Source organism: Streptomyces viridiviolaceus (assembly GCF_014650995.1).
GTDB lineage: Bacteria > Actinomycetota > Actinomycetes > Streptomycetales > Streptomycetaceae > Streptomyces > Streptomyces viridiviolaceus.
The window spans coordinates 119594-143666 of the sequence record NZ_BMWA01000025.1 but is presented as its reverse complement, the minus strand read 5'-3'; the positions used below and the strand labels follow the sequence as shown (position 1 = coordinate 143666).

The 24073-nt window shown below is 70.5% G+C and carries 20 protein-coding genes; 3 read left to right on the top strand and 17 right to left on the bottom strand.

Annotation, left to right across the window (positions count from 1 at the left end; genetic code table 11):
* Positions 1–235: 235 nt before the first annotated feature.
* The 7 genes from IE260_RS31200 to IE260_RS31170 all read right to left on the bottom strand — a co-directional run bounded on the left by IE260_RS31200 (position 236) and on the right by IE260_RS31170 (position 7255).
* A complete protein-coding gene (locus IE260_RS31200; RefSeq protein ID WP_189877946.1) occupies positions 236–604 on the bottom strand; it encodes a hypothetical protein in 369 nt (122 codons plus the stop codon).
* Between the two features lie 47 nt (positions 605–651).
* A complete protein-coding gene (locus IE260_RS31195; protein ID WP_189877944.1) occupies positions 652–1479 on the bottom strand; it encodes a shikimate dehydrogenase in 828 nt (275 codons plus the stop codon).
* Positions 1479–3158 carry an endolytic transglycosylase MltG gene (mltG, locus tag IE260_RS31190; RefSeq protein ID WP_189877942.1) on the bottom strand — a complete coding sequence of 560 codons (1680 nt, stop codon included), beginning with the start codon at positions 3156–3158 and terminating at the stop codon, positions 1479–1481. The genes IE260_RS31195 and mltG overlap by 1 nt, the downstream gene beginning before the upstream one ends.
* 123 nt (positions 3159–3281) lie before the next feature.
* Positions 3282–3746 carry a Holliday junction resolvase RuvX gene (ruvX, locus tag IE260_RS31185; protein WP_373303433.1) on the bottom strand — a complete coding sequence of 155 codons (465 nt, stop codon included), beginning with the start codon at positions 3744–3746 and terminating at the stop codon, positions 3282–3284.
* 35 nt (positions 3747–3781) lie between these two features.
* Entirely contained in the window at positions 3782–6454 is a 2673-nt protein-coding gene (gene alaS / locus IE260_RS31180; protein ID WP_189877937.1) for an alanine--tRNA ligase, read from the bottom strand.
* Entirely contained in the window at positions 6454–6804 is a 351-nt protein-coding gene (locus IE260_RS31175; RefSeq protein ID WP_189877935.1) for a hypothetical protein, read from the bottom strand. Before IE260_RS31175 ends, alaS begins: the two co-directional genes overlap by 1 nt.
* 7 nt (positions 6805–6811) lie before the next feature.
* Positions 6812–7255 carry a DUF948 domain-containing protein gene (locus IE260_RS31170; RefSeq protein ID WP_189877971.1) on the bottom strand — a complete coding sequence of 148 codons (444 nt, stop codon included), beginning with the start codon at positions 7253–7255 and terminating at the stop codon, positions 6812–6814.
* Positions 7256–7409: 154 nt separating this feature from the next.
* Here IE260_RS31170 and IE260_RS31165 point away from each other — a divergent pair, with 154 nt between their 5' ends.
* The gene (locus IE260_RS31165; RefSeq protein WP_189877933.1) at positions 7410–9578 is read left to right on the top strand and encodes an ATP-binding protein; all 2169 of its coding nucleotides are present in this window, start codon (positions 7410–7412) and stop codon (positions 9576–9578) included.
* A gap of 32 nt (positions 9579–9610) precedes the next feature.
* Here the strand turns inward: IE260_RS31165 and rpsD are convergent, their stop codons facing one another.
* From rpsD to IE260_RS31140, 5 genes are all read right to left on the bottom strand, one after another.
* Positions 9611–10225, bottom strand: a complete 615-nt coding sequence (gene rpsD, locus IE260_RS31160) for a 30S ribosomal protein S4 (protein ID WP_189877930.1) — start codon at positions 10223–10225, stop codon at positions 9611–9613.
* A 328-nt stretch (positions 10226–10553) separates the two neighbouring features.
* Positions 10554–11909, bottom strand: a complete 1356-nt coding sequence (locus tag IE260_RS31155) for a replication-associated recombination protein A (protein ID WP_189877923.1) — start codon at positions 11907–11909, stop codon at positions 10554–10556.
* Between the two features lie 56 nt (positions 11910–11965).
* A complete protein-coding gene (locus IE260_RS31150; protein WP_189877921.1) occupies positions 11966–12628 on the bottom strand; it encodes a vitamin K epoxide reductase family protein in 663 nt (220 codons plus the stop codon).
* A 193-nt stretch (positions 12629–12821) separates the two neighbouring features.
* Positions 12822–14084 carry a histidine--tRNA ligase gene (gene hisS, locus IE260_RS31145; RefSeq protein WP_189877919.1) on the bottom strand — a complete coding sequence of 421 codons (1263 nt, stop codon included), beginning with the start codon at positions 14082–14084 and terminating at the stop codon, positions 12822–12824.
* 13 nt (positions 14085–14097) lie between these two features.
* Positions 14098–14805: an MBL fold metallo-hydrolase gene (locus IE260_RS31140; RefSeq protein WP_189877917.1), complete on the bottom strand. Its 708-nt coding sequence runs from the start codon at positions 14803–14805 to the stop codon at positions 14098–14100.
* Positions 14806–14985: 180 nt separating this feature from the next.
* On the opposite strand from IE260_RS31140, the gene IE260_RS31135 reads away from it, so the two are divergent.
* Complete coding sequence (locus tag IE260_RS31135) at positions 14986–15807, top strand: peptidylprolyl isomerase (protein WP_189877915.1); 822 nt, start codon at positions 14986–14988, stop codon at positions 15805–15807.
* A gap of 135 nt (positions 15808–15942) precedes the next feature.
* On the top strand, positions 15943–17172 hold the full coding sequence (locus tag IE260_RS31130) for a DUF349 domain-containing protein (protein WP_189877912.1): 1230 nt from the start codon (positions 15943–15945) through the stop codon (positions 17170–17172).
* A 67-nt stretch (positions 17173–17239) separates the two neighbouring features.
* Here the strand turns inward: IE260_RS31130 and relA are convergent, their stop codons facing one another.
* The 5 genes from relA to yajC all read right to left on the bottom strand — a co-directional run bounded on the left by relA (position 17240) and on the right by yajC (position 24013).
* Positions 17240–19783 (bottom strand): GTP pyrophosphokinase, encoded by a 2544-nt coding sequence (relA, locus tag IE260_RS31125; RefSeq protein ID WP_189877910.1) that lies wholly within the window; start codon positions 19781–19783, stop codon positions 17240–17242.
* 172 nt (positions 19784–19955) lie between these two features.
* Positions 19956–20504: an adenine phosphoribosyltransferase gene (locus tag IE260_RS31120; protein WP_189877908.1), complete on the bottom strand. Its 549-nt coding sequence runs from the start codon at positions 20502–20504 to the stop codon at positions 19956–19958.
* Positions 20501–21616 (bottom strand): protein translocase subunit SecF, encoded by a 1116-nt coding sequence (secF, locus tag IE260_RS31115; protein WP_189877906.1) that lies wholly within the window; start codon positions 21614–21616, stop codon positions 20501–20503. The genes IE260_RS31120 and secF overlap by 4 nt, the downstream gene beginning before the upstream one ends.
* Positions 21617–21619: 3 nt before the next feature.
* The gene (secD, locus tag IE260_RS31110; protein ID WP_189877969.1) at positions 21620–23380 is read right to left on the bottom strand and encodes a protein translocase subunit SecD; all 1761 of its coding nucleotides are present in this window, start codon (positions 23378–23380) and stop codon (positions 21620–21622) included.
* A gap of 132 nt (positions 23381–23512) precedes the next feature.
* The gene (gene yajC, locus IE260_RS31105; protein WP_189877904.1) at positions 23513–24013 is read right to left on the bottom strand and encodes a preprotein translocase subunit YajC; all 501 of its coding nucleotides are present in this window, start codon (positions 24011–24013) and stop codon (positions 23513–23515) included.
* Between the last annotated feature and the right edge of the window lie 60 nt (positions 24014–24073).

Below are 24073 nucleotides of genomic sequence, written 5' to 3'. Positions count from 1 at the left end.
GGGCAGACCCTCCAGCGTCGCGACGAGTGCGGGACCGTGGGACTCCCCCGCGGTCAGCCAGCGCAACCTGCTCAACGGTGCTCCTCAGTGCTCGCGCCCGGTACTGCCCTGCGTACGCGTCTCCTCGCGCACGGCGACGGCGTGACCGGGTGCGCGGTGCCGGCCCGCCACCTCCGATCCTCCCACGTCCGGTCGGCGGACCCGGCCGCCGGTCCATCTGGCGGACGCGACGGGATCAGGCGGAGCCGTTGCGCTGCTGCCCGGGTGCGTAGGACCCGAGGAAGTCCGCACCGCTCTGCTGCCGCGGCGCGTAGGGGCCCAGGTGGTCGGCGCCGCTCCCCTGCTGTGCCCGCTGCCGCGGTGCGTACGCCCCCAGGTGGTCGGCCCCGCGGCCCTGACCGTACTGCGCCGCCGCGTGGACCGGCTGTCCGCCGCGCAGGGCGCGCCGGTGGGCGAGCTTGCGCCGCAGCTTGACCACCCAGGTCGCGACGACGGCGAGCACGACCAGGGCGAGCACCGTGATCTGTACCCAGTCGGGCAGGAAGCCCAGCAGGGCCTCGAACACCTCGCTCTTGGCAGACGCCAGAGACACGTCCGTGGACATGGAACGCTTTCCCCTCCCGTTCCACGCCCTGCGGAACCGGACGGATCCTAGCGGTCCGCGAGAGCCTGCTCGCCGGCCTTTCGCATCGCGGCGAGCGGCGCCGGGGCACACCCCGTCATCTGCTCCACCTGCAGCACCGCCTGGTGCACGAGCAGGTCGAGGCCGCCGACGACGGCCCCGCCGTACGCGGACCAGCGGGCGGCGAGCGCGGTCGGCCAGGGGTCGTAGAGCACGTCGAACAGGGTCGCCGGCATCTCCGGGACCGCCGCCGCGAGCGCGTCGGTGGTGCCGGCCGGGGTGGTGGCGACCACCAGCGGGGCGCGCAGCGCCTGTGCGGCGTCGGCCCAGTCGGCGATCCGCACCTCGACGTCCAGCCGCTCGGCCCACCCGCGCATCTCGGCGGCGCGCGCCTCGCTGCGTACGTGGACGACGACCTCGCCGGTGCAGATACGGGCCAGCGCGGCCAGCGCGGAGGAGGCGGTGGCACCGGCGCCCAGGACCGCCGCGGTCTCGACCTTCTCGATGCCGTGCTCGCGCAGGGCGGCGACCATGCCGGGGATGTCGGTGTTGTCGCCGGTCCTGCGGCCGTCCTCGGTGAGGACGACGGTGTTCACCGCGTCCACGGAGGCTGCCGTCTCGCTGATCTCGTCGAGCAGCGGGATCACCGCCCGTTTCAGCGGCATGGTCAGCGACAGCCCCGCCCACTGGGGGCCCAGCTTCTCGAAGAAGCCCGGCAGCGCCTCCTCGTCGACGTCGAAGCGGTCGTACGTCCAGCCCTCCAGACCCAGTTCCGCGTACGCGGTGCGGTGCAGCACCGGGGAGAGGGAGTGGGCGATGGGGGAGCCGAGAACGGCGGCTCGGCGGCGTGCGGACATCAGTTGTTCCTTGAGGCGTTCCACTTGTCGACCAACTTCTGGTGGTCCTCGTTGGTCTTGGTGAACTCGCTCGTCTTGCCGTCGAGCGAGATGAAGTAGTACCAGCCGCCGTCGGTCGGGTCGAGGGCGCCCTTCAGCGCTTCCTCGCCGGGGTTGCTGATCGGGCCGGGCGGCAGGCCCTTGGTGTAGTAGGTGTTGTACGGGTTGTCGTAGTTGCGCAGCTCGCTGAGGGACAGGTCGAGCTTGCTCTGGTTCTTGATGTAGTTGTACGTGGAGTCGAACTCGAGCATCCCGTTGGTCTGCTCGTTACCCGGCTCGAGGCGGTTGTAGACGACCTCGGCCATCTTGCGGAAGTCGTCGTGGCTGGTGCCCTCGGCCTGGACGAGGCTGGCCACGGTGAGCAGCTGCCACGGCCCTTCGAGGCCGAGGTTGTCGGCCTTCGTCTCGAGGCCGAGCTCCTCGTACTTCTCCGTCGCCCGGCCCACCATCTGCTTCAGCACGTCCTCGGGCTTCTGACCCTTTGCGACCGAGTAGCTGGACGGGTAGAGGAAGCCCTCCAGGGGGTCCTTGACGTTCTCGTGGTTCATCGCCCAGTCGGGCAGGCCGAGGCTCTTCCACTTGGTCTGGGCCACCTTCGCGGTGGTGCCCGTGTCGACTTCCAGGCGTTTGTCGATGAGCTGGTAGATGTCGACGTTGCGCTTGCCCTCGGCGATGATCAGGTTGCTGCGGCTCTCCGGGCTGAGCAGGAGCTCGACGGCGCTCTCGGCCGACATCTCCTTCTGCAGCGTGTACACGCCGTCCTGGATGGACTTGCCCCGGGGGTTGCTCTGCTGGGCGGCGACGAAGGCGTCGACGCTCTTGACCACGCCCTTGTCCTTGAGCTCCTGCCCGATGGTCCATCCGCCGGCGCCCTTGGGGATGGTGACGGTGACCTGTTCGCCGTTGCCGTCGCCCGCGTAGTCCGGGGCGGCGCCGAAACGATCCTGGTAAAACTGGTAGCCGAAATATCCGACTCCCGCCACGCCGCCGCCGAGCACCAGGCAGACGACGAGACAGGCGCATCCGTTGCGGCGCTTCTTGGCCCCCCGGCCCCTCCGGTCGCCACGCCCGCCGCCGTCCTCGGCGTCGTCGTCCCGGTCGTTCCCGCCCGCGAAGAAGGCGTGCTCCCCCTCGTCGGGGCCGGGGTCCCAGTCGGTGCGCTGCGGTTCCGGTTCCGCGCGCCGACGGCCGGGCGGCTCCGGCGGCGGATACGCGTCCGGGGTGCCGTAGAAGTCGGGCTGCTCCGCGCCGTAGCCCGCGTTCTGCTGCCCGTAGGGGTCGGACGGATCGGTGGGGTACTGGACGTGCGGCTGGGCGCCGGAGCCCCAGCCGTTGCTGTCGTCATAGGGCTGCTGGTGCTGTGCCTGGGCCCCGTACTGCTGCTGGTCGTAGCCCTGCTGCTGGTGCCCGCCGTACTGCCCGTACTGCTGTTGCGGCTGACCGTACGCGGCCTGTCCGCCGTCGCCCCAGTCGCCGTACTGCGGCTGCTGCGGCTGCTCCGGATACTGCTGCTGCGGCTGGCCGCCGTAGGGGGACTGCCGGCCCGCGTGGGCCTGCTGTCCGCCCCATCCGCCGTCCCCGTACAACGGGTCCTCCGGATGCCACGGTTCGGAGCCTTGGCCCCGGCCATACTCAGTCATCGATCCCCTAGAGCCGCGAGGCGGCGGAACGCGCGGCTGGAAGGACCGGCTTCCGTTCCGCCTCTTGCTGTGCGGGGGCTGTTCGAATGCCGCCGCATCGCGCGGAACGTTACCGTATCGCGATCAGATGACCACTTCGACGCCCTCGCCGGGTGCTTTACCTGACACCCGTTCGGATTCCAGTGCCTGCTGGAGGATGATCACAGCGGCTGCCTGGTCGATGACCGATCTGCCCTTCTTGGACTTCACGCCCGAAGCGCGCAGTCCCCGGCCGGCCGTCACGGTCGTCATCCGCTCGTCGACCAGGCGTACGGGGACGGGCGCGATGCGCTTGGCCAGCTCCTGGGCGAAGCCGCGGACCTTGGCCGCGGCCGGGCCCTCGCCCCCCTTGAGGGAGCGAGGGAGACCGACGACGACCTCGATGGGCTCGTACTCCTCGACCAACTGTCCGAGGCGGCGATGGGCCGCCGGGACGTCGCGGCCGGGGACCGTCTCCACCGGAGTGGCGAGGATCCCGTCGGGGTCGCACGAGGCGACCCCGATACGGGCGTCCCCGACGTCGATCGCCAGGCGACGGCCGCGGCGCATCACCGGGCCGTCCGCCTGGTCGCTGTCCGTGCCGCTCACTTGGCGGTTTCCGCCACGAGCCGCTCGACGGCCTCGACGGCCTCGCCGATGGCGGCGGGGTTCTGGCCGCCGCCCTGGGCGACGTCCGGCTTGCCGCCACCGCCGCCGCCGAGGGTCTTGGCGGCCGTGCGGACCAGGTCACCGGCCTTGAGGCCCCGCTCGCGGGCGGCCTCGTTGGTGGCGATCACCGTCAGCGGCTTGCCGTTCACCGCGGTGAACAGGGCGACCACGGCGGCCCGGCCGCCCTGGATGCGGCCGCGCACGTCGAGGACCAGCTTGCGCAGGTCGTCGGCGGTGGTGCCGTCCGGGACCTGGCCGGTCACCAGGGCGACGCCGCGCACGTCCTTGGCGGACTCGGCGAGGCCGGCGGCGGCCTGGAGCACCTTCTCGGCGCGGAACTTCTCGATCTCCTTCTCGGCGTCCTTCAGCTTGCCGAGCATGGCGGCGACCTTCTCCGGAAGCTCCTCGGAACGGCCCTTGAGCAGCTCGGTGAGCTGGTTGACCACCGTGTGCTCACGGGCGAGGAAGTTGTAGGCGTCCACGCCGACCAGGGCCTCGATGCGGCGCACACCGGAGCCGATGGACGACTCGCCGAGCAGCTTGACCAGGCCCAGCTGGGCGGTGTTGTGCACGTGGGTGCCGCCGCACAGCTCCTTGGAGAAGTCGCCGATGGTCACCACGCGCACGCGGTCGCCGTACTTCTCGCCGAACTCGGCGATGGCGCCCTGCTTCTTGGCCTCGTCGATGCCCATGACCTCGGCCTGGACGTCCAGGTCGCGGGCGAGCACCTCGTTGATCTTCTGCTCGACGTCGGTCATCACGGCCGTCGGAACGGCGGAGGGCGAGCCGAAGTCGAAGCGGAAGCGGCCCGGCTGGTTCTCGGAACCGGCCTGGGCGGCCGTCGGGCCGAGGGCGTCGCGCAGGGCCTGGTGGGTGAGGTGGGTGGCCGAGTGGGCACGGGCGATGGCCGTACGGCGGCGGGCGTCGATCGAGGCGTGGGCCTTGGCACCGACGGTGACCTCGCCGACCTGGACGACGCCCTTGTGGACGTACACGCCGGGGACCGGCTTCTGGCAGTCGCGGATCTCGATGACGGCACCGGTGTCGATCTTGATCCGGCCGGTGTCGCCGATCTGGCCACCGCCCTCGGCGTAGAACGGGGTGCGGTCGAGGACGACCTCGACCTCGTCGCCCTCGGTGGCGGCGGGCGAGGAGACGCCGTCGACGAGGATGCCGACGATGGTGGACTCGCCCTCGGTGTCGGTGTAGCCGATGAAGTCGGTGGCACCCGCTCGGTCGGCGATCTCACGGTAGGCGCCGAGGTCGGCGTGGCCGGTCTTCTTGGCCTGGGCGTCGGCCTTGGCGCGCTCCCGCTGCTCCTTCATCAGACGCCGGAAGCCGTCCTCGTCCACGGACAGCCCCTGCTCGGCGGCCATCTCCAGGGTGAGGTCGATCGGGAAGCCCCAGGTGTCGTGGAGCAGGAAGGCCTTGTCGCCGGGCAGGACGCTGCCGCCGGCGGCCTTGGTGTCGGCGACGGCGGTGTCCAGGATGTTGGTGCCGGCCTTCAGCGTCTTGAGGAAGGCGTTCTCCTCGGCGAGGGCGACCTTCTCGATCCGCTCGCGGTCGGTGACCAGCTCGGGGTACTGCTGCCCCATCATGTGGATCACCACGTCGATCAGGTCCTTGACGACCGGACCGGTGGCGCCGAGCAGGCGCATGTTGCGGATGGCGCGGCGCATGATGCGGCGCAGCACGTAGCCGCGGCCCTCGTTGCCGGGGGTGACGCCGTCGCCGATGAGCATCACGGCGGTGCGGATGTGGTCGGTGACCACGCGCAGGGAGACGTCCGAGGCATGGGAGTGGCCGTAGGCCACGCCGGTCAGCTCGGTGGCCTTGTTGATGACGGCCATGGAGGTGTCGATCTCGTACATGTTCTGCACGCCCTGCAGAATCATGGCGAGCCGCTCCAGGCCGAGGCCCGTGTCGATGTTCTTGTTGGGCAGGTCACCGAGGATCTCGAAGTCCTCCTTGCCGGTGCCCTCGCCACGCTCGTACTGCATGAAGACCAGGTTCCAGATCTCCACGTACCGCTCGTCGTTGACGGCGGGGCCGCCCTCGACGCCGAACTCGGGGCCGCGGTCGTAGTTGATCTCGGAGCACGGGCCGCAGGGGCCGGGCACGCCCATGGACCAGAAGTTGTCCTTCTTGCCCAGGCGCTGGATGCGCTCGGCCGGCACGCCGACGACGTCGCGCCAGATCTGCTCGGCCTCGTCGTCGTCCTCGTAGACCGTGATCCACAGACGCTCGGGGTCGAGGCCGTAACCGCCCTTGTCCTGGGGGCTGGTCAGCAGCTCCCAGGCGAGCTTGCAGGCGCCTTCCTTGAAGTAGTCGCCGAAGGAGAAGTTGCCGCACATCTGGAAGAACGTGCCGTGCCGAGTGGTCTTGCCGACCTCCTCGATGTCCGGCGTACGGACGCACTTCTGCACGCTGGTGGCGCGGGCGAACTTCGGCTTGACCTCACCGAGGAAGTACGGCTTGAAGGGCACCATGCCCGCGTTGACCAGCAGCAGAGTCGGGTCGTCCGCGATGAGCGACGCCGAAGGGACGACGGTGTGACCGCGCTCCTCGAAGAAGCTCAACCAGCGGCGGCGGATCTCGGCCGACTCCATCAGTGGTCCTCATTCCGGTTGTACGAGTACGTCGTCCTGTCGACGTACGTCGGGTCGTTGCGGTTCTCGATGGCGGCGTAGCGCCCGGGTCCGGGGAGTTCGCGGTCGACGGGGGCGTTCAGCCCGAGCGCGTCGCCCAGTTCGGCCTCCCGCTGGACCATGTTGTCGCGGACGTCGAGGGCGAATTCCACCGCTCGGTCCTTGAGCCGGCCGCCCGCCTCGATCGCCTTGTTGGTCGCCGTGACGGCGAGGTTCTCGGGGGTGAGCTGCTTCAGCTTCCGGTTGACCTTGGTGGTGGCCCACACTCCGGCGGCGACACCGGTGGTGAACCAGAACGTACGGCGGAACATCTCTGAGTCAGTCCTTCTTCCGCTTCGTCCGCCGTGCGGCCGGAATCGTCCGGCCCACGATCACGGTACGCCTCGGGTCCTTGGCCGGCATGTCCTCCTTGCGGCCGCCGAGCGCCCGGCGCACGCCGTAGCCGAAGGCCGCGACCTTGACCAGGGGGCCGCCGAAGGTGGAGGCGACGGTGGTCGACAGTGCGGACGCGTTCGACGTCACCTCCTGGACGTCGGAGGCGATCGCGTCGACCCGGTCGATCTGGGTCTGGGCGGAGCGCACCGCCGTGGAGGCGTCGGCCAGCAGCGGGACGGCCTGCTCGGTCACGTCCGCCACGAGCTTGGTGGTCGCCCTGAGCGTCTGGGCCAGCCTCGCCAGTGCGACGGCGAGGAAGGAGACCAGGATCGCCCAGAAGACGGCCACCAGGATCCCGGCAACCTCTCCACCGGACACTGTGTGCACCCGCTCCCTGAAAACGTCGCTGAACATCGAGAAAGTCGTGCACCGAGCCTATCGCGCCGGGCACGGAGCTCCGTACCGGATTACCGTCCGCGCGCGGTGGAGTTGCCTGAAGCGTTTGTACGGAGTGAACACGGTTCAGTACGCTCCGTGTCCCATGCGAGATCAACGGCGCGACGGCACGTCCCCGCACGGCAATCTCCCCCTGGAGCTCGACGCCTTCGTGGGGCGCGGAACGGAACTCGCCGGCCTGGTCCGCGCGCTGGACGCCTCGCGGCTGGTCACGGTGACGGGCACCGGCGGCGTCGGCAAGTCGCGTCTGGCGGCGCGGGCGGCCGCGCGGGCCGCGCACCGGGACGGGGCGTGGCGGGTGGAGCTGGCCCCGCTGCGCGATCCGGAGTTCGTCGCCTACGCGGTCGTGGAGGCGCTCGGCCTGACCGACCACACCACCCGGCCGCCGCGCGAGGCGCTGCTCGGACACCTCGCCGAACGCGAACTGCTGCTGGTCCTCGACGGGGTCGAGCACCTGGCCGAGGCCTGCGCCGCGCTGGTGACCGACCTGCTGGGCCGTGCGCCGGGCCTCGGGGTGCTGGCGGTGGGGCGCCGCCCGCTGGGCGTGGCCGGCGAACGGCTGTTCCCGCTGGCACCGCTGGGCGAGAACGAGGCGGTGGAGCTGCTGACGGTCCGTGCGGCACAGCGGAACAGGGCGTACGGCGACGACGGGGAGGCGCGAGAGCTGTGCCGGCGCCTCGACGGCATCCCGCTGGCGATCGAGCTGGCCGCCGGGCGGCTGGACGTGCTGTCGCCGGGGCAGGTGCTGGAGCGGCTCGACGACCGGTTCCGGCTGCTGACCGGCGGGGACCGGTCCGCGCCGCCCCGGCACCGGACGCTGCGCACGGCGATCGGCTGGAGTCACGAGCTGTGCACGCCACGGGAACGGCTGCTGTGGGCGCGGCTGTCGGTGTTCGCCGACCGGTTCGACCTGGACGCGGCCGAGTACGTGTGCAGCGGGAGCGGGCTGGCCGCCGAGGACGTGCTCGACGTGCTGTCCGCCCTGGTCGCGCAGTCGCTGCTGACCGTGGAGGAGACCCCGGCGGGGGTGCGCTACCGGATGCTCGCCACGGTCCGGGCGTACGGCGCCGACTGGCTGGAGGCGACGGGCGACGCGGCGCGGCTGCGGCGCCGGCACCGTGACTGGTACGTGGGCCTGGCGACCTGGTGCGAGCTGGAGTGGTTCTCGCCGCGCCAGAGCGAGGTCGCCGCCCGTGTGGACGTGGAGCTGCCGAATCTGCGCGTCGCCCTGGAGTACTGCCTGGCCGAACCGGCCGAGACGCATCTGGGTCAGTATCTGGCGGGCTGCCTGTGGTTCCACTGGGTCGGCTGCGGACGGCTGTCGGAGGGGCGGCGCTGGCTGGAGCAGGCGGTCCGGCTGGACGCGGAGCGGACGGCGGGCGACCGGTCGCGGCTGAAGGCGCTCTGGGTGCTCGCCCATGTGGCGATCCTCCAGGGCGACACGGTGCCCGCGCTGGCGGCGCTCCAGGAGTGCCGGGAGGAGGCCGAGCGGTCCTCGAACGCCACGGCGCTGGCGTACGCGGAGCACCGCACCGGCTGCCTGGCGCTGGTCTCGGACGACATGCCGCGCGCGGAGACACTGCTGCGCTCGGCGCTGCGGCGCTACCGGGAGATCGGGGAGCTCAACAGCAATGTGCTGATGGGCCAGGTGGAACTGGCGATGACGCGGGCGTTCCAGGGCGATCTGCCGGACGCGGTGCGGCTGTGCGAGGACGTGCGCCGGGTGTGCGAGGACCACGGCGAGCGCTGGGTCCGGGCGTACGCGCTGTACGTGCTGGCCTACGCGGCCTGGAGCGACGGGGACGCGGCGGGGGCCAGGCAGCTGCTGACCGGCTGCCTGGACAGTGCCCACGACTTCCGGGACCTGCTGGGCACGGTGCTGGCGGTGGAACTCCTCGCCCTGGTCACGGTGGCGGAGGACGACCCGGAGGAGGCGGCGGTGCTGCAGGGCGCGGCGGAGCGGATGTGGCCGTCGGTGGGCCTGCCGCTGTTCGGCTCGGCGCACTACAACGCGCCGCACGAGCTGTGCGAGGCGACGGCCCGTGAGCGGCTGGGCGACGAGCGGTACGAGCAGTGCGTCCGGCACGGGGCCCGGCTGGGCCTCGCGGAGGGGGTGTCCCGGGCGCTGCGCCGGCCCGGCGTGCGGGCGTCACTGCCGGCGCCGCGCCGGGCCGGGCGGGGTGCGACGGCGGGTGCGCCCACGGCGAAGCCCGCCGCCTCGCCCACCCGGAGGGGCGGGGAGACGACGGGCTGAGGTACCGCTGGGTACTGAACGTCCGGCTGGGGTCAGCGGGCGTAGTACTCGACGACGAGCTGCTCGTCGCAGATCACCGGGATCTCCTTGCGGTTCGGCTCACGGTCCAGGCGGAACGCCAGGGCCTTGAGGTTCACCTGGAGGTAGCGCGGGGTCTCACCGTCGGGGGCGAAGCCACCCTCACGGGCGATCGTGAACAGCGTCTTGTCCTTGGAGCGGTCGCGGACCTGCACGACGTCGTCCGGACGGACGCGGAAGGACGGCTTGTCGACCTTCTGGCCGTTGACCTGGATGTGGCCGTGGACGACCATCTGGCGGGCCTGGTAGATCGTGCGGGCGATGCCCGAACGCAGGACCAGCGCGTCGAGGCGGCGCTCGAGCTCGACGATCAGGGCCTCACCGGTCTTGCCCTGAACCTTGGAGGCGCGCTCGTAGGCGCGGACCAGCTGACGCTCGGAGACGTCGTACTGAGCGCGCAGACGCTGCTTCTCCAGCAGACGGACCTTGTAGTCCGAGTTCTGCTTGCGGCCGCGGCCGTGCTCACCCGGCGGGTAGGGACGGGCCTCGAAGTACTTGACGGCCTTCGGGGTCAGCGCGATACCGAGGGCACGCGACTTCTTGACCTTGGGGCGGGACTGATTCGCCACTGTCTCTTTCACTTTCCGTATGGGTCGGCTCACCAGGGTTACGGGAGGTCGCATCCGCAGCCGGGGAAACCCCGCGGGTCCGTGAAGGACCTGCCGGGCAGCCGCTCCCCTGGTCTGGGCACATACGTGCAGCACGCGAGTGGCCCACCGACCGGTCCCGGGGCTCCGGGCGGTGGTGGGCGGCCCGCGACACCGTTCGCCGGTGCGCGACGCTCCTGGAGATCCGGCGGACCGGGTCTCCGGCTGGTTGTCCCGCTCTGGTGGTGCCGGTTTCCCTCGGAAGGGGCCGGACACGGGACTCAGCGCTTCGCAGCAGTCTACAGGCTGTTCACGACCGCTTGCGACCGAGGTGATTGCGGGTCCATTCCACGGCGTCCGCGTACCTGGCCTCGGCACCGTGCCGGGTCGGCGTGTAGTACGTGCGCTCCTTCAGGGCGTCCGGGGCGTACTGCTGCGCGGCGATGCCCTCGGGCAGGTCGTGCGGGTACACGTATCCCTCTCCGTGGCCGAGCTTGCCCGCGCCCTTGTAGTGGCTGTCCCTCAGGTGGGGCGGCACCGGCCCGGCCAGCCCCTTGCGGACGTCCTCCAGAGCGGCGCCGATGGCGGTCGTCGCGGCGTTGGACTTGGGCGCGAGGGCCAGGGCGATGGTGGCGTGGCTGAGGGTGAGGGCCGCCTCCGGGAAACCGATCATGGCGACCGCCTGGGCGGCCGCGACGGCGATCGGCAGGGCGTTGGGGTCGGCGAGGCCGATGTCCTCGCTGGCGGAGATCATCAGCCGGCGGGCGATGAAGCGGGGGTCCTCGCCGGCCTCGATCATCCGGGCCAGGTAGTGCAGGGCGGCGTCCACGTCGGAGCCGCGGATGGACTTGATCAGGGCGCTGGCGACGTCGTAGTGCTGGTCGCCGTCGCGGTCGTACTTCACCGCGGCACGGTCGACCGTCTCCTCCAGCGTGGTCAGGCCGATCTCGCTCTCGCCCTTGTCGAGGGCCGCTCCGGCGGCGGCCTCCAGGGCGGTGAGGGCCCGGCGGGCGTCGCCTCCGGCGATGCGCAGCAGGTGGGCCTCGGTGTCCTCGGGGAGGGAGACGGCGCCCTTCAGTCCACGGTCGTCGGTCAGGGCGCGGCGCAGCAGCCCGCGGACGTCGTCGTCGGTGAGGGGTTCGAGGGTGAGCAGGAGGGAGCGGGAGAGCAGGGGGGAGATCACCGAGAAGTACGGGTTCTCGGTCGTCGCGGCGATCAGGGTGACCCAGCGGTTCTCGACGGCCGGGAGCAGGGAGTCCTGCTGGGCCTTGCTGAAGCGGTGGATCTCGTCGAGGAAGAGGACGGTCTCCTTGCCGTACCCGCCGACGGCGCGGCGGGCGCCGTCGATGACCGCGCGGACCTCCTTGACGCCCGCGGTGATCGCGGACAGCTCCACGAAGCGCTTGTTGGTGGCCTTGGAGACGACGTACGCCAGGGTCGTCTTGCCGGTGCCGGGCGGTCCCCAGAGGATCACCGAGGAGGGGCCGGCGGGGCCGGATGCGCCCTCGCCGACCAGCCGGCGCAGGGGCGAGCCCGGCTTCAGGAGGTGTTGCTGGCCCACCACCTCGTCGAGGGTGCGCGGACGCATCCGCACGGCGAGGGGGCTGCCGGTCGGGTCCTTCTCCTGGCGTTCTTCGGCTGCGGCGGTGAACAGGTCGGGCTCCACGCCCAAAACCCTAAATCACCGCACTGACAACGCGGCGGGCGCCGTCGGCCGGCCCGTCAGCCGGTCCAGAAGTCCCACCAGCGGGTCAGGATCATCATGCCGATGATGCCGATGTGCAGCACGGGCGGCACCCAGCCGAACTCGCCGAAGAAGCCCTTCAGCCAGTTCGGCGCGGGCAGGAAGCCCTTGCGGACGTTGAAGGACGTCACGTACCAGAACATGAGGATGGTGGCGACCCAGGCCAGGCAGCACCACAGGCACAGGGCGTTGATCCGGTACAGGGACTGGAACTGCAGCCATGTGCAGAACCCGACACCGAACAGGGTGCCCGCGTTGAAGGTGAGCCAGTACCAGCGCGGGAAGCGTGCCCCGGCGAGCAGGCTCATGCCGACGCAGATCACGATGCCGTACGTGACCAGGCCGAGCATCGGGTTGGGGAAGCCGAAGGCCGCGGCCTGGTCGCTCTCCATGACGCTGCCGCAGGAGACCACGGGGTTCAGGCTGCACCCGGGCGTGAACGTGGTGCCGGCGACCTTCGCCTCGAGCAGCTTGAACTTGTCGAGGGTGATGACCCACGAGGCGAGCACTCCGGCCGCGCCCGTGATGACCAGCAGCAGGGCGAGGGCACGGCTGCCGCCCTCGGTGCGCCGGGTGCCGGCGCCGGGTGCCGGCGCGGTTTCGGGCTCGCTGGAAGCGTCCTTCACTGTCGTCTCGCTCATCACGCCGATTCCGTCGTTCGAGGGTCGGGGTCTGCTTCGGGCAGTGCCATTGTGCCGTACCTGCCTGTAAAGCCACTGTTCGATGAACACAAGACGCACCGGTGATCACCCCTGGGCCTTGCGTTCCGGCCGCCGCCCGTTCGACGGGGGCACGCACGAACGAACGCGCGCGCCCCGTCGGCGTAAGGAACGGTCAGCCGAGCCGCGACTCCAGCTCCGCCACGATCTCGTTCACGCCGATCGCCGTCTGCTCGCCGGACTCCATGTCCTTGAGCTGGACGACGCCGTCGGCGAGGTCGCGCTCGCCGGCCACGATCGTGTAGCGGGCGCCGCTGCGGTTGGCGTTCTTCATGGCGCCCTTGAGGCCCTTGCCGCCGTAGGAGAAGTCGGCGGCGACGCCGTTCTTGCGCAGCTCGGTGACCTTGGCGAACAGGACCCGGCGGGCCTCCTCGCCGAGCGGAACGGCGAAGACGGAGGTCGCGGCCGGGATGTCCAGCTCGATGCCCTCCGCCTCCAGGGCGAGGACCGTGCGGTCGACGCCGAGGGCCCAGCCGACCGAGGGCAGCGAGGGGCCGCCGATCATCTCGGACAAGCCGTCGTAGCGGCCGCCGCCGCCCACCGCGGACTGGGAGCCCAGACCGTCGTGGACGAACTCGAAGGTCGTGCGCGTGTAGTAGTCCAGGCCGCGCACCAGCTTCGGGTCGTCCTCGAAGGCCACGCCCGCCGCCGTGATCAGCTCGCGGACCTCCTCGTGGTACGCCTTGCAGGTGTCGCACAGGTAGTCGCGCAGCAACGGGGCTTCCGTCAGCTGCTTCTGCACCTCCGCGCGCTTGTCGTCCAGGACGCGCAGGGGGTTGATCTGGGCGCGGCGCAGCGTGTCCTCGTCCAGGTCCAGGCCCCGCAGGAAGTCCTGCAGCGCGGCCCGGTAGACGGGACGGCACTCCTTGTCGCCCAGGCTGTTGAGCAGGATCCGGAATTGGCTCAGGCCGAGCGAGCGGTACGCCTGGTCGGCCAGGATGATCAGCTCGGCGTCCAGCGCCGGGTCCTCCGCGCCGATCGCCTCGGCACCGACCTGCGAGAAGTGGCGGTAACGGCCCTTCTGCGGGCGCTCGTAGCGGTACTGCGAGCCCGAGTACCAGACCTTCACCGGCAGGTTGCCCGCCTTGTGCAGGTTGGCCTCCAGGACCGCGCGCAGCACGGGGGCCGTCGTCTCCGGGCGCAGGGCGAGCCGGTCGCCGCCCTTCGTCTCGAAGACGTACATCTCCTTGGTCACGATGTCGGTGGACTCGCCGACACCGCGCGCGAACAGCTCGACGTTCTCGAAGCCGGGCGTCTCGATGTAGCCGTAGCCGGAGCCCCGCAGGGGGGCCGCGATCGCCTCGCGGACCGCCAGGTACTTGGCGGAGTCCGGCGGCAGCAGGTCGTACGTGCCCTTGGGGGCCTTGAAGGTGCTCACGGAAGGTCTCTCGTCACATTCCTCGTCGGGGAGCCTGAGGGGCGCCCTGGCCGGCGGCCACCTGCCGCAGATACGGGTTGGTGGCGCGCTCCTGGCCGATGGTCGTCTGGGGGCCGTGGCCGGACAGCACCACGGTCGAGTCGTCGAGCGGCAGGCACACGCGGGCCAGCGAGTCGAGCATCTCGGCCATGTCACCGCCGGGCAGGTCGGTGCGTCCGATGGAGCCGGCGAACAGCAGGTCGCCCGAGAACAGGATCGGCGGGATGTCCGCCGCCTCGGGCAGGCCGAAGGTCACCGACCCCTTGGTATGGCCCGGCGCATGGGCGACCGTCAGCTCCATGCCTGCCAGTTCGAGCCTGGCGCCGTCGGCCATCTCCCTGACGTCGTCCGGCTCCCCCACCGTCAGCTCGCCCATCAGCGGCATGCCGATGGAGCGGCCGAGGGCCTTCTCCGGGTCGCTCATCATGTACCGGTCCTCGGGGTGGATCCAGGCCGGCACGTCGTGCGCGCCGCACACCGGGACGACCGAGGCCACGTGGTCGATGTGGCCGTGGGTGAGGACGACGGCGACGGGCTTGAGCCGATGCTTGGCGAGTGCTTCCTCGACTCCTTGGGCGGCCTGGTGGCCGGGGTCGATGATCACGCACTCCTCACCGGCGGCGGGGGCGACGAGATAGCAGTTCGTCCCCCAGGCCCCGGCGGGGAACCCGGCAATGAGCACGATCGTCCTTCGTTGTGTCGGTACGGGTGGGCTTGCGGGCGGGCTGCGCCCTGGTCAGAGCCTACCGGCGGTGCCGATTCCTCAGCGAACCCATATACCGTACGGGGCTACACGCAGGCGGTCGGCTCATCGCGCGCACGCGTACCGGTCGGCACACACGACGCATGAGGAGAGAACCCCGTGGTCAGCCAGGAACAGCGGCGGCGTCAGCTCGCCCGGGAGAAGTTCTTGCGGCAACAGCAGCGACGTACCTCCGCGCGGCGCAAGGCGCGTATGCGCAACGCGGTGATCGCGTCGGTGCTCGGCGTGGTACTGGTCGGCAGCCTCGCGCTGTACACGACCGGGGTCCTCGAGGACGACGACGGCAAGGCGAACGCGAGCGCGGAGGTCACGCCGAGCGCCTCGCCCACCAGCAAGGCGCCGGACCCGTGCGACAAGCCCGCCGAGGGCAAGGTCAAGACGCAGACCTGGAAGAAGGAGCCTGCGATGACCATCGACAAGTCGGCGAAGTACGCGATGACGCTCTCGACGACCTGCGGCGACATAGACATCGACCTGAAGACGTCGGCGGCGCCGCACACCGTCAACTCGTTCAACTTCCTCGCCGGCAAGGGCTACTTCGACCACACCGCCTGCCACCGGCTCACCACCAACGGGATCTTCGTCCTGCAGTGCGGTGACCCGACGGGTCAGGGCAGCGGCGGTCCGGGCTACAACATCCCGGACGAGAACCTGAAGGACAAGAGCCTGAAGGGCAACACGTACCCGGCGGGCACGGTGGCGATGGCGAACACCGGCCAGCCGGACTCGGGCGGCAGCCAGTTCTTCCTCGCGTACCAGGACAGTCCGCTGCCGCCCAGCTACACACCGTTCGGGACGATCTCCAAGGACGGCATGACGGTGCTGAAGAAGATCGCCGCCGCGGGTGAGAGCACCGGCGCGGGTGACGGAGCGCCCAACGCGACGGTCGTGATCGACAAGGCGACCGTCACCAAATCCTGACCCCCAACTGCGGAATTTCGGTCGCGCGGGATGCGGACAGGCCACCCGCCGGTCGCCTATGTTGGCCGTGACGAAACTGTGGACGATGCCCGGGGGCGGCAAAACCCTCCGCAGGCATCATGTGGAGGAGGCGCTGTGAGCAGCGACCCGTGGGGCCGCGTCGACGAGACGGGGACCGTGTACGTGCGTACGGCCGACGGCGAGAAGGTCGTCGGTTCCTGGCAGGCAGGCTCCCCCGAGGAGGCGCTGGCCTACTTCGAGCGCAAGTACGAGGGCCTGGTTGTCGAGATCGGCCTCCTCGAGAAGCGAGTGAAGACCACCGACCTGTCGGCGAAGGACGCCCTGGCCGCCGTCGAGCACCTGCGCGAGCAGGTGGACGCGCACCACGCGGTCGGTGATCTGGACGCTCTGCGGGGCCGGCTGGACAAGCTCGTCGAGCTGGTGGAGAAGCGCCGCGAGGAGCGCAAGGCGCAGCGGGCCAAGCAGTCCGACGAGGCGCGCGGCGCCAAGGAGGCGCTGGTCGCCGAGGCCGAGGAGCTGGCGCAGTCCGACCAGTGGCGGGCGGCCGGTGAGCGGCTGCGGGCCCTGGTGGACACCTGGAAGGGCCTGCCGCGGCTGGACCGCAAGTCCGACGACGAGCTGTGGCACCGCTTCTCGCACGCGCGGTCGGCGTTCTCCAAGCGGCGCAAGCAGCACTTCGCCCAGCTGGACGCGCAGCGCGAGGAGGCCCGCCAGACCAAGGAGCGGCTGGTCGCCGAGGCGGAGGCGCTGTCGAACTCGACGGACTGGGGTCCGACGGCCGCGCGCTACCGCGACCTGATGGCCGAGTGGAAGGCCGCCGGGCGTGCCCAGCGCGAGCACGAGGACGACCTGTGGAACCGCTTCCGCGGCGCCCAGGACGTCTTCTTCGCGGCGCGCAGCTCGGTCTTCGCCGAGCGCGACGCCGAGCAGGCGGAGAACCTCAAGCTCAAGGAGGAGCTGGCCGAGGAGGCCGAGAAGCTCCTGCCGATCCGGGACCTGAAGGCGGCCCGCGCCGCGTTCCGCTCGGTCAACGAGCGCTGGGAGGCCATCGGCCATGTGCCGCGCGACGCCCGGCCGAGGGTCGAGGGCCGCATGCACGCGGTCGAGCGGGCGATCCAGGAGGCCGAGGAGGCCGAGTGGCGCCGGACCAACCCGGAGGCACGCGCGCGTGCCGAGGGTCTGACCGGCCAGCTCCAGGCCGCCGTGGACAAGCTGCGGTCCCAGGTCGAGCAGGCGCGCGCCCAGGGCAACAACGCCAAGGTCGACAAGCTCGAGAAGGAGCTCGAGGGCCGGCAGGCGCTGCTGGACCAGGCGCTGAAGGGCCTGCAGGAGTTCGGCGGCTGATCAAGCCCGTGTGAGGGAAGCGGCCCGGCGGTGTGTCCCACCGCCGGGCCGCTTCTTCGCGGGGCTGTTACGACGGCCTGCGCGCCGACGTCACCCGGTACACGTCGTAGACGCCCTCCACGCCCCGTACGGCCTTCAGGACGTGACCGAGGTGCTTCGGGTCGCCCATCTCGAAGGTGAAGCGGGAGGTGGCGACGCGGTCGCGGGAGGTCTGGACGGCCGCCGAGAGGATGTTGACGTGCTGGTCGGACAGCACGCGGGTGACGTCCGACAGCAGCCGGGAGCGGTCCAGGGCCTCGACCTGGATGGCGACCAGGAAGACGGAGGACTGGGTGGGTGCCCACTCGACCTCGAGGATGCGCTCGGGCTCCCGGGACAGCGAGTCCACGTTCACACAGTCGCTGCGGTGAACCGATACGCCGCTGCCACGGGTGACGAAGCCGATGATCGGGTCGCCGGGTACGGGCGTGCAGCAGCGGGCCAGCTTGACCCAGACGTCCTCGACGCCCTTGACGACGACACCGGGGTCGGCGCTGGTGCGGCGTTTACGGCCGCGACCCCGGGACGGCGGTACCGCCTCGTCGATCTCCTCGGTGGCCGCCTCCTCGCCGCCGAGCGCCTGGACCAGCTTCTGCACGATGTTCTGCGCGGAGACATGGCCCTCGCCGATCGCCGCGTACAGCGCGGAGATGTCCGAGTAACGCATCTCGTGCGCGAGGGTCACCAGGGAGTCGCCGGTCAGGATGCGCTGGATCGGCAGGTTCTGCTTGCGCATGGCGCGGACGATGGCGTCCTTGCCCTGCTCGATGGCCTCGTCCCGGCGTTCCTTGGAGAACCAGGCCCGGATCTTGTTGCGGGCGCGCGGCGACTTCACGAAGCCGAGCCAGTCGCGGGAGGGGCCCGCACCGGCCGCCTTGGAGGTGAAGACCTCCACCAGGTCGCCGTTGTCCAGCGTCGATTCCAGTGGGACCAGCCGGCCGTTGACCCGGGCCCCTATGGTGCGGTGACCGACCTCGGTGTGCACCGCGTACGCGAAGTCGACGGGGGTCGCGCCCGCCGGGAGCGCGATGACGTCGCCCTTGGGGGTGAAGACGAAGACCTCGTTGCGGGAGAGGTCGAAGCGCAGGGACTCCAGGAACTCGCCGGGGTCCTCGGTCTCCTTCTGCCAGTCCAGCAGCTGCCGCAGCCACGCCATGTCGTTGAGGTGGTCGTCCTTGCTCTTGCCGGACGACTTGGGCGCGTCGGTGCGCACCTTCGAGGCGCCGGCGACGGCCTCCTGCTTGTACTTCCAGTGCGCGGCGATGCCGTACTCGGCGCGGCGGTGCATGTCGAAGGTGCGGATCTGCAGCTCGACCGGCTTGCCGTTGGGCCCGATGACCGTCGTGTGCAGCGACTGGTACATGTTGAACTTGGGCATCGCGATGTAGTCCTTGAACCGGCCCGGGACCGGGTTCCATCGCGCGTGCACGGTGCCGAGCGCCGCGTAGCAGTCGCGGACGGTGTCCACGAGGACGCGGATGCCCACCAGGTCGTAGATCTCCGCGAAGTCACGGCCACGGACGATCATCTTCTGGTAGACGCTGTAGTAGTGCTTGGGACGTCCGGTGACGGTCGCCTTGATGCGGGCCGCCCGCAGGTCCTGCTGGACCTCGTCGGTCACGATGGCGAGGTACTCGTCGCGCTTGGGCGCGCGCTCGGCGACGAGGCGGACGATCTCGTCGTACATCTTGGGGTAGAGGATCGCGAAGGCGAGGTCCTCCAGCTCCCACTTGATGGTGTTCATGCCCAGGCGGTGGGCGAGCGGCGCGTAGATCTCCAGGGTCTCGCGCGCCTTCTTCTCCTGCTTCTCGCGCTTGAGGTAGCGCATGGTGCGCATGTTGTGCAGGCGGTCGGCGAGCTTGATGACCAGGACGCGCGGGTCCTTCGCCATGGCGACGACCATCTTGCGCACGGTCTCGGCCTGCGCGGCCTCGCCGAACTTGACCTTGTCCAGCTTGGTGACGCCGTCGACGAGCAGGGCGACCACGTCGCCGAAGTCGCGCCGCAGATCGTCCAGGCCGTACTCGGTGTCCTCGACCGTGTCGTGCAGCAGGCCCGCCATCAGCGTGGCCGGATCCATACCCAGCTCGGCGAGGATCGTGGTCACCGCGAGGGGGTGCGTGATGTACGGGTCGCCGCTCTTGCGCTTCTGGCCGCGGTGCCAGCGTTCGGCGACCTGGTAGGCGCGCTCGATCTGGCGGAGCGTGGCCGTCTCGATCTTGGGGTCGTTGCTCCGGACTATCCGCAGCAGCGGCTCCAGCACCGGGTTGTAGGGGTTGGCGCGCTGGACGCCGAGTCGCGCGAGGCGGGCCCGGACGCGGTTGGAGGAGCCGGTGCGGGAGGGCTGCCCGGCGGGCGTGCGGACGACAGGGGGGTTGGGGGCGCGCTCGGGCGGTGCGGGCTTGGGTCGCGGCTGCTGCTCGGCCGGCTTGTCGACGGGCGCCGACTGGGCGTGCCGGAGCGGCCCGCGGGTGTCGTTCTTCGCGTGCGGCGCGCTCGGCGCGGGCTTCGCCGCGGAAGCCGAGGCGGACTCGGGCTTGGCGGCGGTCAGTGGCTGGGCCTCGTCTGGCAAGAGGACTCCTCGTGCGCGATCCGGGTCCCCCGGTCAGGCTCCGGAAACCCCATGGTAGCGATCCGGCGTCGCAGGATCGCCTTCTGGCCGGTGTGAAGGCCGTCAACCGGAGAAACACCGGAGGCGGGCGCCGGATTCCTCCGGGCCCGCCTCCGGTGTGCCACCAGGGCCGTCAGACGGTGAGCAGCGCCTCCAGCGGGGCCCCGGCCAGGGCCGGTTCCAGCCGGGCCCGCCCGTCGAGGAAGCCCAGCTCCATCAGGACGGCGAGGCCCGCGACCTGCGCGCCGGCCCGGCGGATCAGCTGGAGTGACGCCTCGGCGGTGCCGCCGGTGGCGAGGACGTCGTCGACGACCAGCACGCGGTCGTCGGCGGTCAGGTCCTCGGCGTGCACCTCGATCTCGGCCGAGCCGTACTCCAGGTCGTACGCCTGGCTGAGGGTGGCTCCGGGGAGCTTGCCCGCCTTGCGTACGGGGATGAAGCCCAGGCCGGCCCGGACGGCGACCGGGGCGCCGAGGATGAAGCCCCGGGCCTCCAGACCGATGATCTTGGTGGCGCCGGTGCGCTCGGCGATCTCGGCGAGGGCGTCGGTCAGCGCGGTGAACGCCGCCGGGTCCGCCAGGAGCGGGGTGATGTCCTTGAACACCACACCCGGCTCCGGGTAGTCGGCCACGTCCCGGATGCGGCTGAGCAGGAGTGCCGAGATGTCTGCGAGCTCGGTCATCGGCGCTTCCCCGAGGGTCCGCCACGGCCCCGGGTACGGGAGGCGGGCTGGTCGCGGGGGCCGACGACCGCGGGAGTCGCGTCGTCGGGCTCGTCGAACGAGCCGTCGGACGTGGCATCCTCCGGGGACTCGCCCTTCGCCGCGGCCTGGGCACGCTTGGCGAGGACACGCTTCTTGAGGGCCTTCATCTGCGGCTCGCGCTCCTTGAGGTCGGCGACGAGCGGCGTGGCGATGAAGATCGAGGAGTAGGCACCGGCCGCGAGGCCGACGAACAGCGACAACGAGATGTCGTTGAGCATGCCCGCGCCGAGGACACCGCCGCCGATGAACAGCAGGCCGCCCACCGGCAGCAGGGCGACCACCGTGGTGTTGATGGAACGCACCAGCGTGCTGTTGATCGACCGGTTGGCGATCTCGCTGTAGGTCCAGCGGGTCTGCTTGGTGATGTCCCTCGTCTGCTCCTTGAGGCTGTCGAAGACGACGACCGTGTCGTAGAGCGAGTAACCGAGGATCGTCAGCAGACCGATCACCGTGCCCGGCGTGACCTCGAAGCCGACGAGGGCGTAGATGCCGACCGTGATGGTGATGTCGTGGATCAGTGCGACGAACGCGGCGAGCGCCATGCGCCACTCGAACGCGATCGCCAGGTAGATCACCACGAGGACCAGGAAGATCCCGAGACCCTGCCACGCCTTGTTGGCGATCTGGTCACCCCAGCTGGGACCGACCAGGTCGGCGTTGATCCTCTCGGCGTCGACCTTCAGGTCCTCGGAGAGCGCTTCCTTGATCTGGTCCGACTGCGCGGTGTCGGTGCCCGCGATCTGGATGCGCAGGCTGCCGTCGCCCAGCTTCTGGACGATCGCGTCGTGGCCGGACGCCTCCTCCGCGTACTCCTCGGCCTGGGAGACCGAGGCGCTCATGTTCTTCGGGGTGGTGAAGACGGCACCGCCCTGGAACTCGATGCCCATGTGCAGGCCGCGCACCGCCAGGCCGACGATGGCCGTGATGGTGATCAGGATCGAGATGCCGTACCAGATCTTGCGGTTCTTGACGAAGTCGTAGCCGACCTCGCCGTGGTGCAGTCGGGCGCCGAGGTTGCCGAGTTTCGACATCTCTCACGCCTCCTTCGGGTCGACGGGGCCGGGATGGGCGGGACGGCGCGTGCGGCGCAGCGGCGGCTTGGCACCCAGGCTCTTCGGATCCAGACCGGACCACTTGTGGCCGCTCGCGAAGAACTTGCGGCGGGCCATCAGCGTGAGCAGCGGCTTGGTGAAGAGGAAGACGACGACCACGTCGAGCAGGGTGGTCAGACCCAGCGTGAAGGCGAAGCCCTGCACCTTGCCGACGGTGACGATGAAGAGCACCGCGGCGGCGAGGAACGACACGAAGTCCGAGACCAGGATGGTGCGCCGGGCGCGCGGCCAGGCCCGCTCGACGGCGGGGCGCAGCGAGCGGCCCTCGCGGATCTCGTCGCGGACGCGTTCGAAGTACACGATGAACGAGTCCGCCGTGATGCCGATGGCGACGATGGCACCGCAGACCGCCGGCAGGTTCAGGGCGAAGCCGATGGTCGGGCCGAGCAGCGACATGATCACGTACGTCAGGGCCGCGGACACCAGCAGCGAGGCCACGGCGATGAAGGACAGGCCGCGGTAGTAGACGAGCAGGTAGATCACGACCAGGGCGAGGCCGATTGCGCCGGCGATCAGACCGGCCTGCAGCTGCTCACCGCCGAGCGCGGCGGTGACGGTGGTGACGCTGTCCTCCTTGAAGGTCAGCGGCAGGGCACCGTAGGACAGCATGTTGGCGAGGCTCTGGGCCTCCTCCTGCGTGAAGTTGCCGGAGATCTCGGCGTTGCCGCCGGTCAGCGCCTGGCTGACGTACGGGTCGGAGACGACCTCGTTGTCCAGCACGATGGCGAACTGGTTCTGCGGCGACTGGTTCTGGGCCAGCTTGCCGGTGATGTTCGCGAACTTCTTGGCGCCGCCGTCGGTGAAGTCCATCGTGACGGTCCAGCCCGCGGCGGTCTGCGTGTTGAAGACGGCCTTGGCCTCGTCGACGTCCGTGCCGTCGACCTCCGCGGGGCCGAGGATGTACTTCTGCCACTGGCCCTGCGAGTTCTGGCCGCAGGCCACCGTCGAGTCCTGCGGCTTGGCGCCGTCGCCGGCCTTGGCGCGCGCGCTCTCGTCGGTGCAGTCGAGCGCGGCGTACGCGGCCTGGAGCTTGCTGCTGTCGTCGCCGGCGGCGCTGCCGCTCGGGGACGGGGAAGCGCTGCCCGAGGGGGAGGGGTCGGCCTTCAGGGCGTCGGTGGCCGCACGGCCCTGGGTGGTGGAGCTCGCCGAGGCGGACGGCGACGAGCTCGCCTTCTCGCCGTCGGTGGCCTTGTCGGTGGCCTTGTCCTTGTCGGTGGCCTTGCCCGAGGCGCTACCGGAGGCGCTCGGCGTGGGGCTGGCCGTCCCGGCCGGGCCGGAGAGCTCGGTGGCCACGACGGGGCGGAAGTAGAGCTTGGCGGTGGTGCCGACCTGCTCGCGGGCTTCCTTGGAGTTCGTCCCCTTGGGGATGTTGACGATGATGTTCCGGTCGCCCTGGGTCTGGACCTCGGACTCCTGGACACCAAGACCATTGACACGGCGTTCCATGATCTCGACCGCGGTGTCCATGTTGGTCTTGTTGATCGCCGACTCCTGGCCGGCCTCGGGCACCGCCCTCAGCGTGATGCTCGTACCGCCCGCCAGGTCGATGCCGAGACGCGGAGTGGTGTGTCCGGAGGCGAACATTCCCCCGGTGAGCGCCACGATGGCGATCAGAATCAGGGCCAGCGAGCGCCCCGGCTTGCTCTGGGCGCTCGCATTACGTCCCTTTTTAGGTGCTGCCACCTTCTCGTACTCCCTCTCGGGCCGCCTCGCGCCGGATCGGCGTACCGGCGGCCATGACATGGTGTCGGGATACCGTGCGAGCCGCGCGTCACACGGGGCGCGCGGGCCTGGCCCACGCGCCCCGGGGCACGGCTACTTCGCCTCGGAGCCGCCGTCGGCCTTCTTCGCCTGCTCGTCCGTCTTCGCCTCGGCGGGCGCGGCGTCCTCGGCCGGCTCGTCGGCCGAGTCCTTCTTACCGAGGTCGACGGACTTGTCGTCGGAGGCGGAGGCGTCGGTGGCGGAGGTGTCGGTCTCGGTGAGGGAGGAGGCGTCGTCCGGAACGATGTCGGCGTCGGACTTCAGGTCGTGCTCGATGCCGTGGACGATGCGGTTGTACTCGTCGTCGCTGAGGACGGCGCCGATGGAGTTCTTGGCGAAGAGCAGCTCGACGCCCGGACCGGCGTCGAGGAGGACCGTGTCCTCGTTGACCTCCTTGACCGTGGCGTACATGCCCCCGATGGTGCGGACGCCGGAACCGGGCTGCATCTGGTTCCGCATCTCGACGGCCTGCTGCTGCTTCTTCTTCGCCGACCGGGTCATCAGGAACATGGCCCCGATGAGCACGATGAACGGGAGGAGGGTCACGAGACTCACGGGTCGGTACTTCCTTCACACGACCGCGATGGTGAGCGGCCTGATGGTTGGGGGTGTGTG

What these genes read in the sequence shown, in the direction of transcription:
- IE260_RS31200 (WP_189877946.1), bottom strand. Translation starts at nt 604, where the DNA reads ATGTCCACGGACGTGTCTCTGGCGTCTGCCAAGAGCGAGGTGTTCGAG.
- IE260_RS31195 (WP_189877944.1), bottom strand. Translation starts at nt 1,479, where the DNA reads ATGTCCGCACGCCGCCGAGCCGCCGTTCTCGGCTCCCCCATCGCCCAC.
- mltG (WP_189877942.1), bottom strand. Translation starts at nt 3,158, where the DNA reads ATGACTGAGTATGGCCGGGGCCAAGGCTCCGAACCGTGGCATCCGGAG.
- ruvX (WP_373303433.1), bottom strand. Translation starts at nt 3,746, where the DNA reads ATGCGCCGCGGCCGTCGCCTGGCGATCGACGTCGGGGACGCCCGTATC.
- alaS (WP_189877937.1), bottom strand. Translation starts at nt 6,454, where the DNA reads ATGGAGTCGGCCGAGATCCGCCGCCGCTGGTTGAGCTTCTTCGAGGAG.
- IE260_RS31175 (WP_189877935.1), bottom strand. Translation starts at nt 6,804, where the DNA reads ATGTTCCGCCGTACGTTCTGGTTCACCACCGGTGTCGCCGCCGGAGTG.
- IE260_RS31165 (WP_189877933.1), top strand. Translation starts at nt 7,410, where the DNA reads ATGCGAGATCAACGGCGCGACGGCACGTCCCCGCACGGCAATCTCCCC.
- IE260_RS31150 (WP_189877921.1), bottom strand. Translation starts at nt 12,628, where the DNA reads ATGAGCGAGACGACAGTGAAGGACGCTTCCAGCGAGCCCGAAACCGCG.
- IE260_RS31120 (WP_189877908.1), bottom strand. Translation starts at nt 20,504, where the DNA reads ATGACCGAGCTCGCAGACATCTCGGCACTCCTGCTCAGCCGCATCCGG.
- secF (WP_189877906.1), bottom strand. Translation starts at nt 21,616, where the DNA reads ATGTCGAAACTCGGCAACCTCGGCGCCCGACTGCACCACGGCGAGGTC.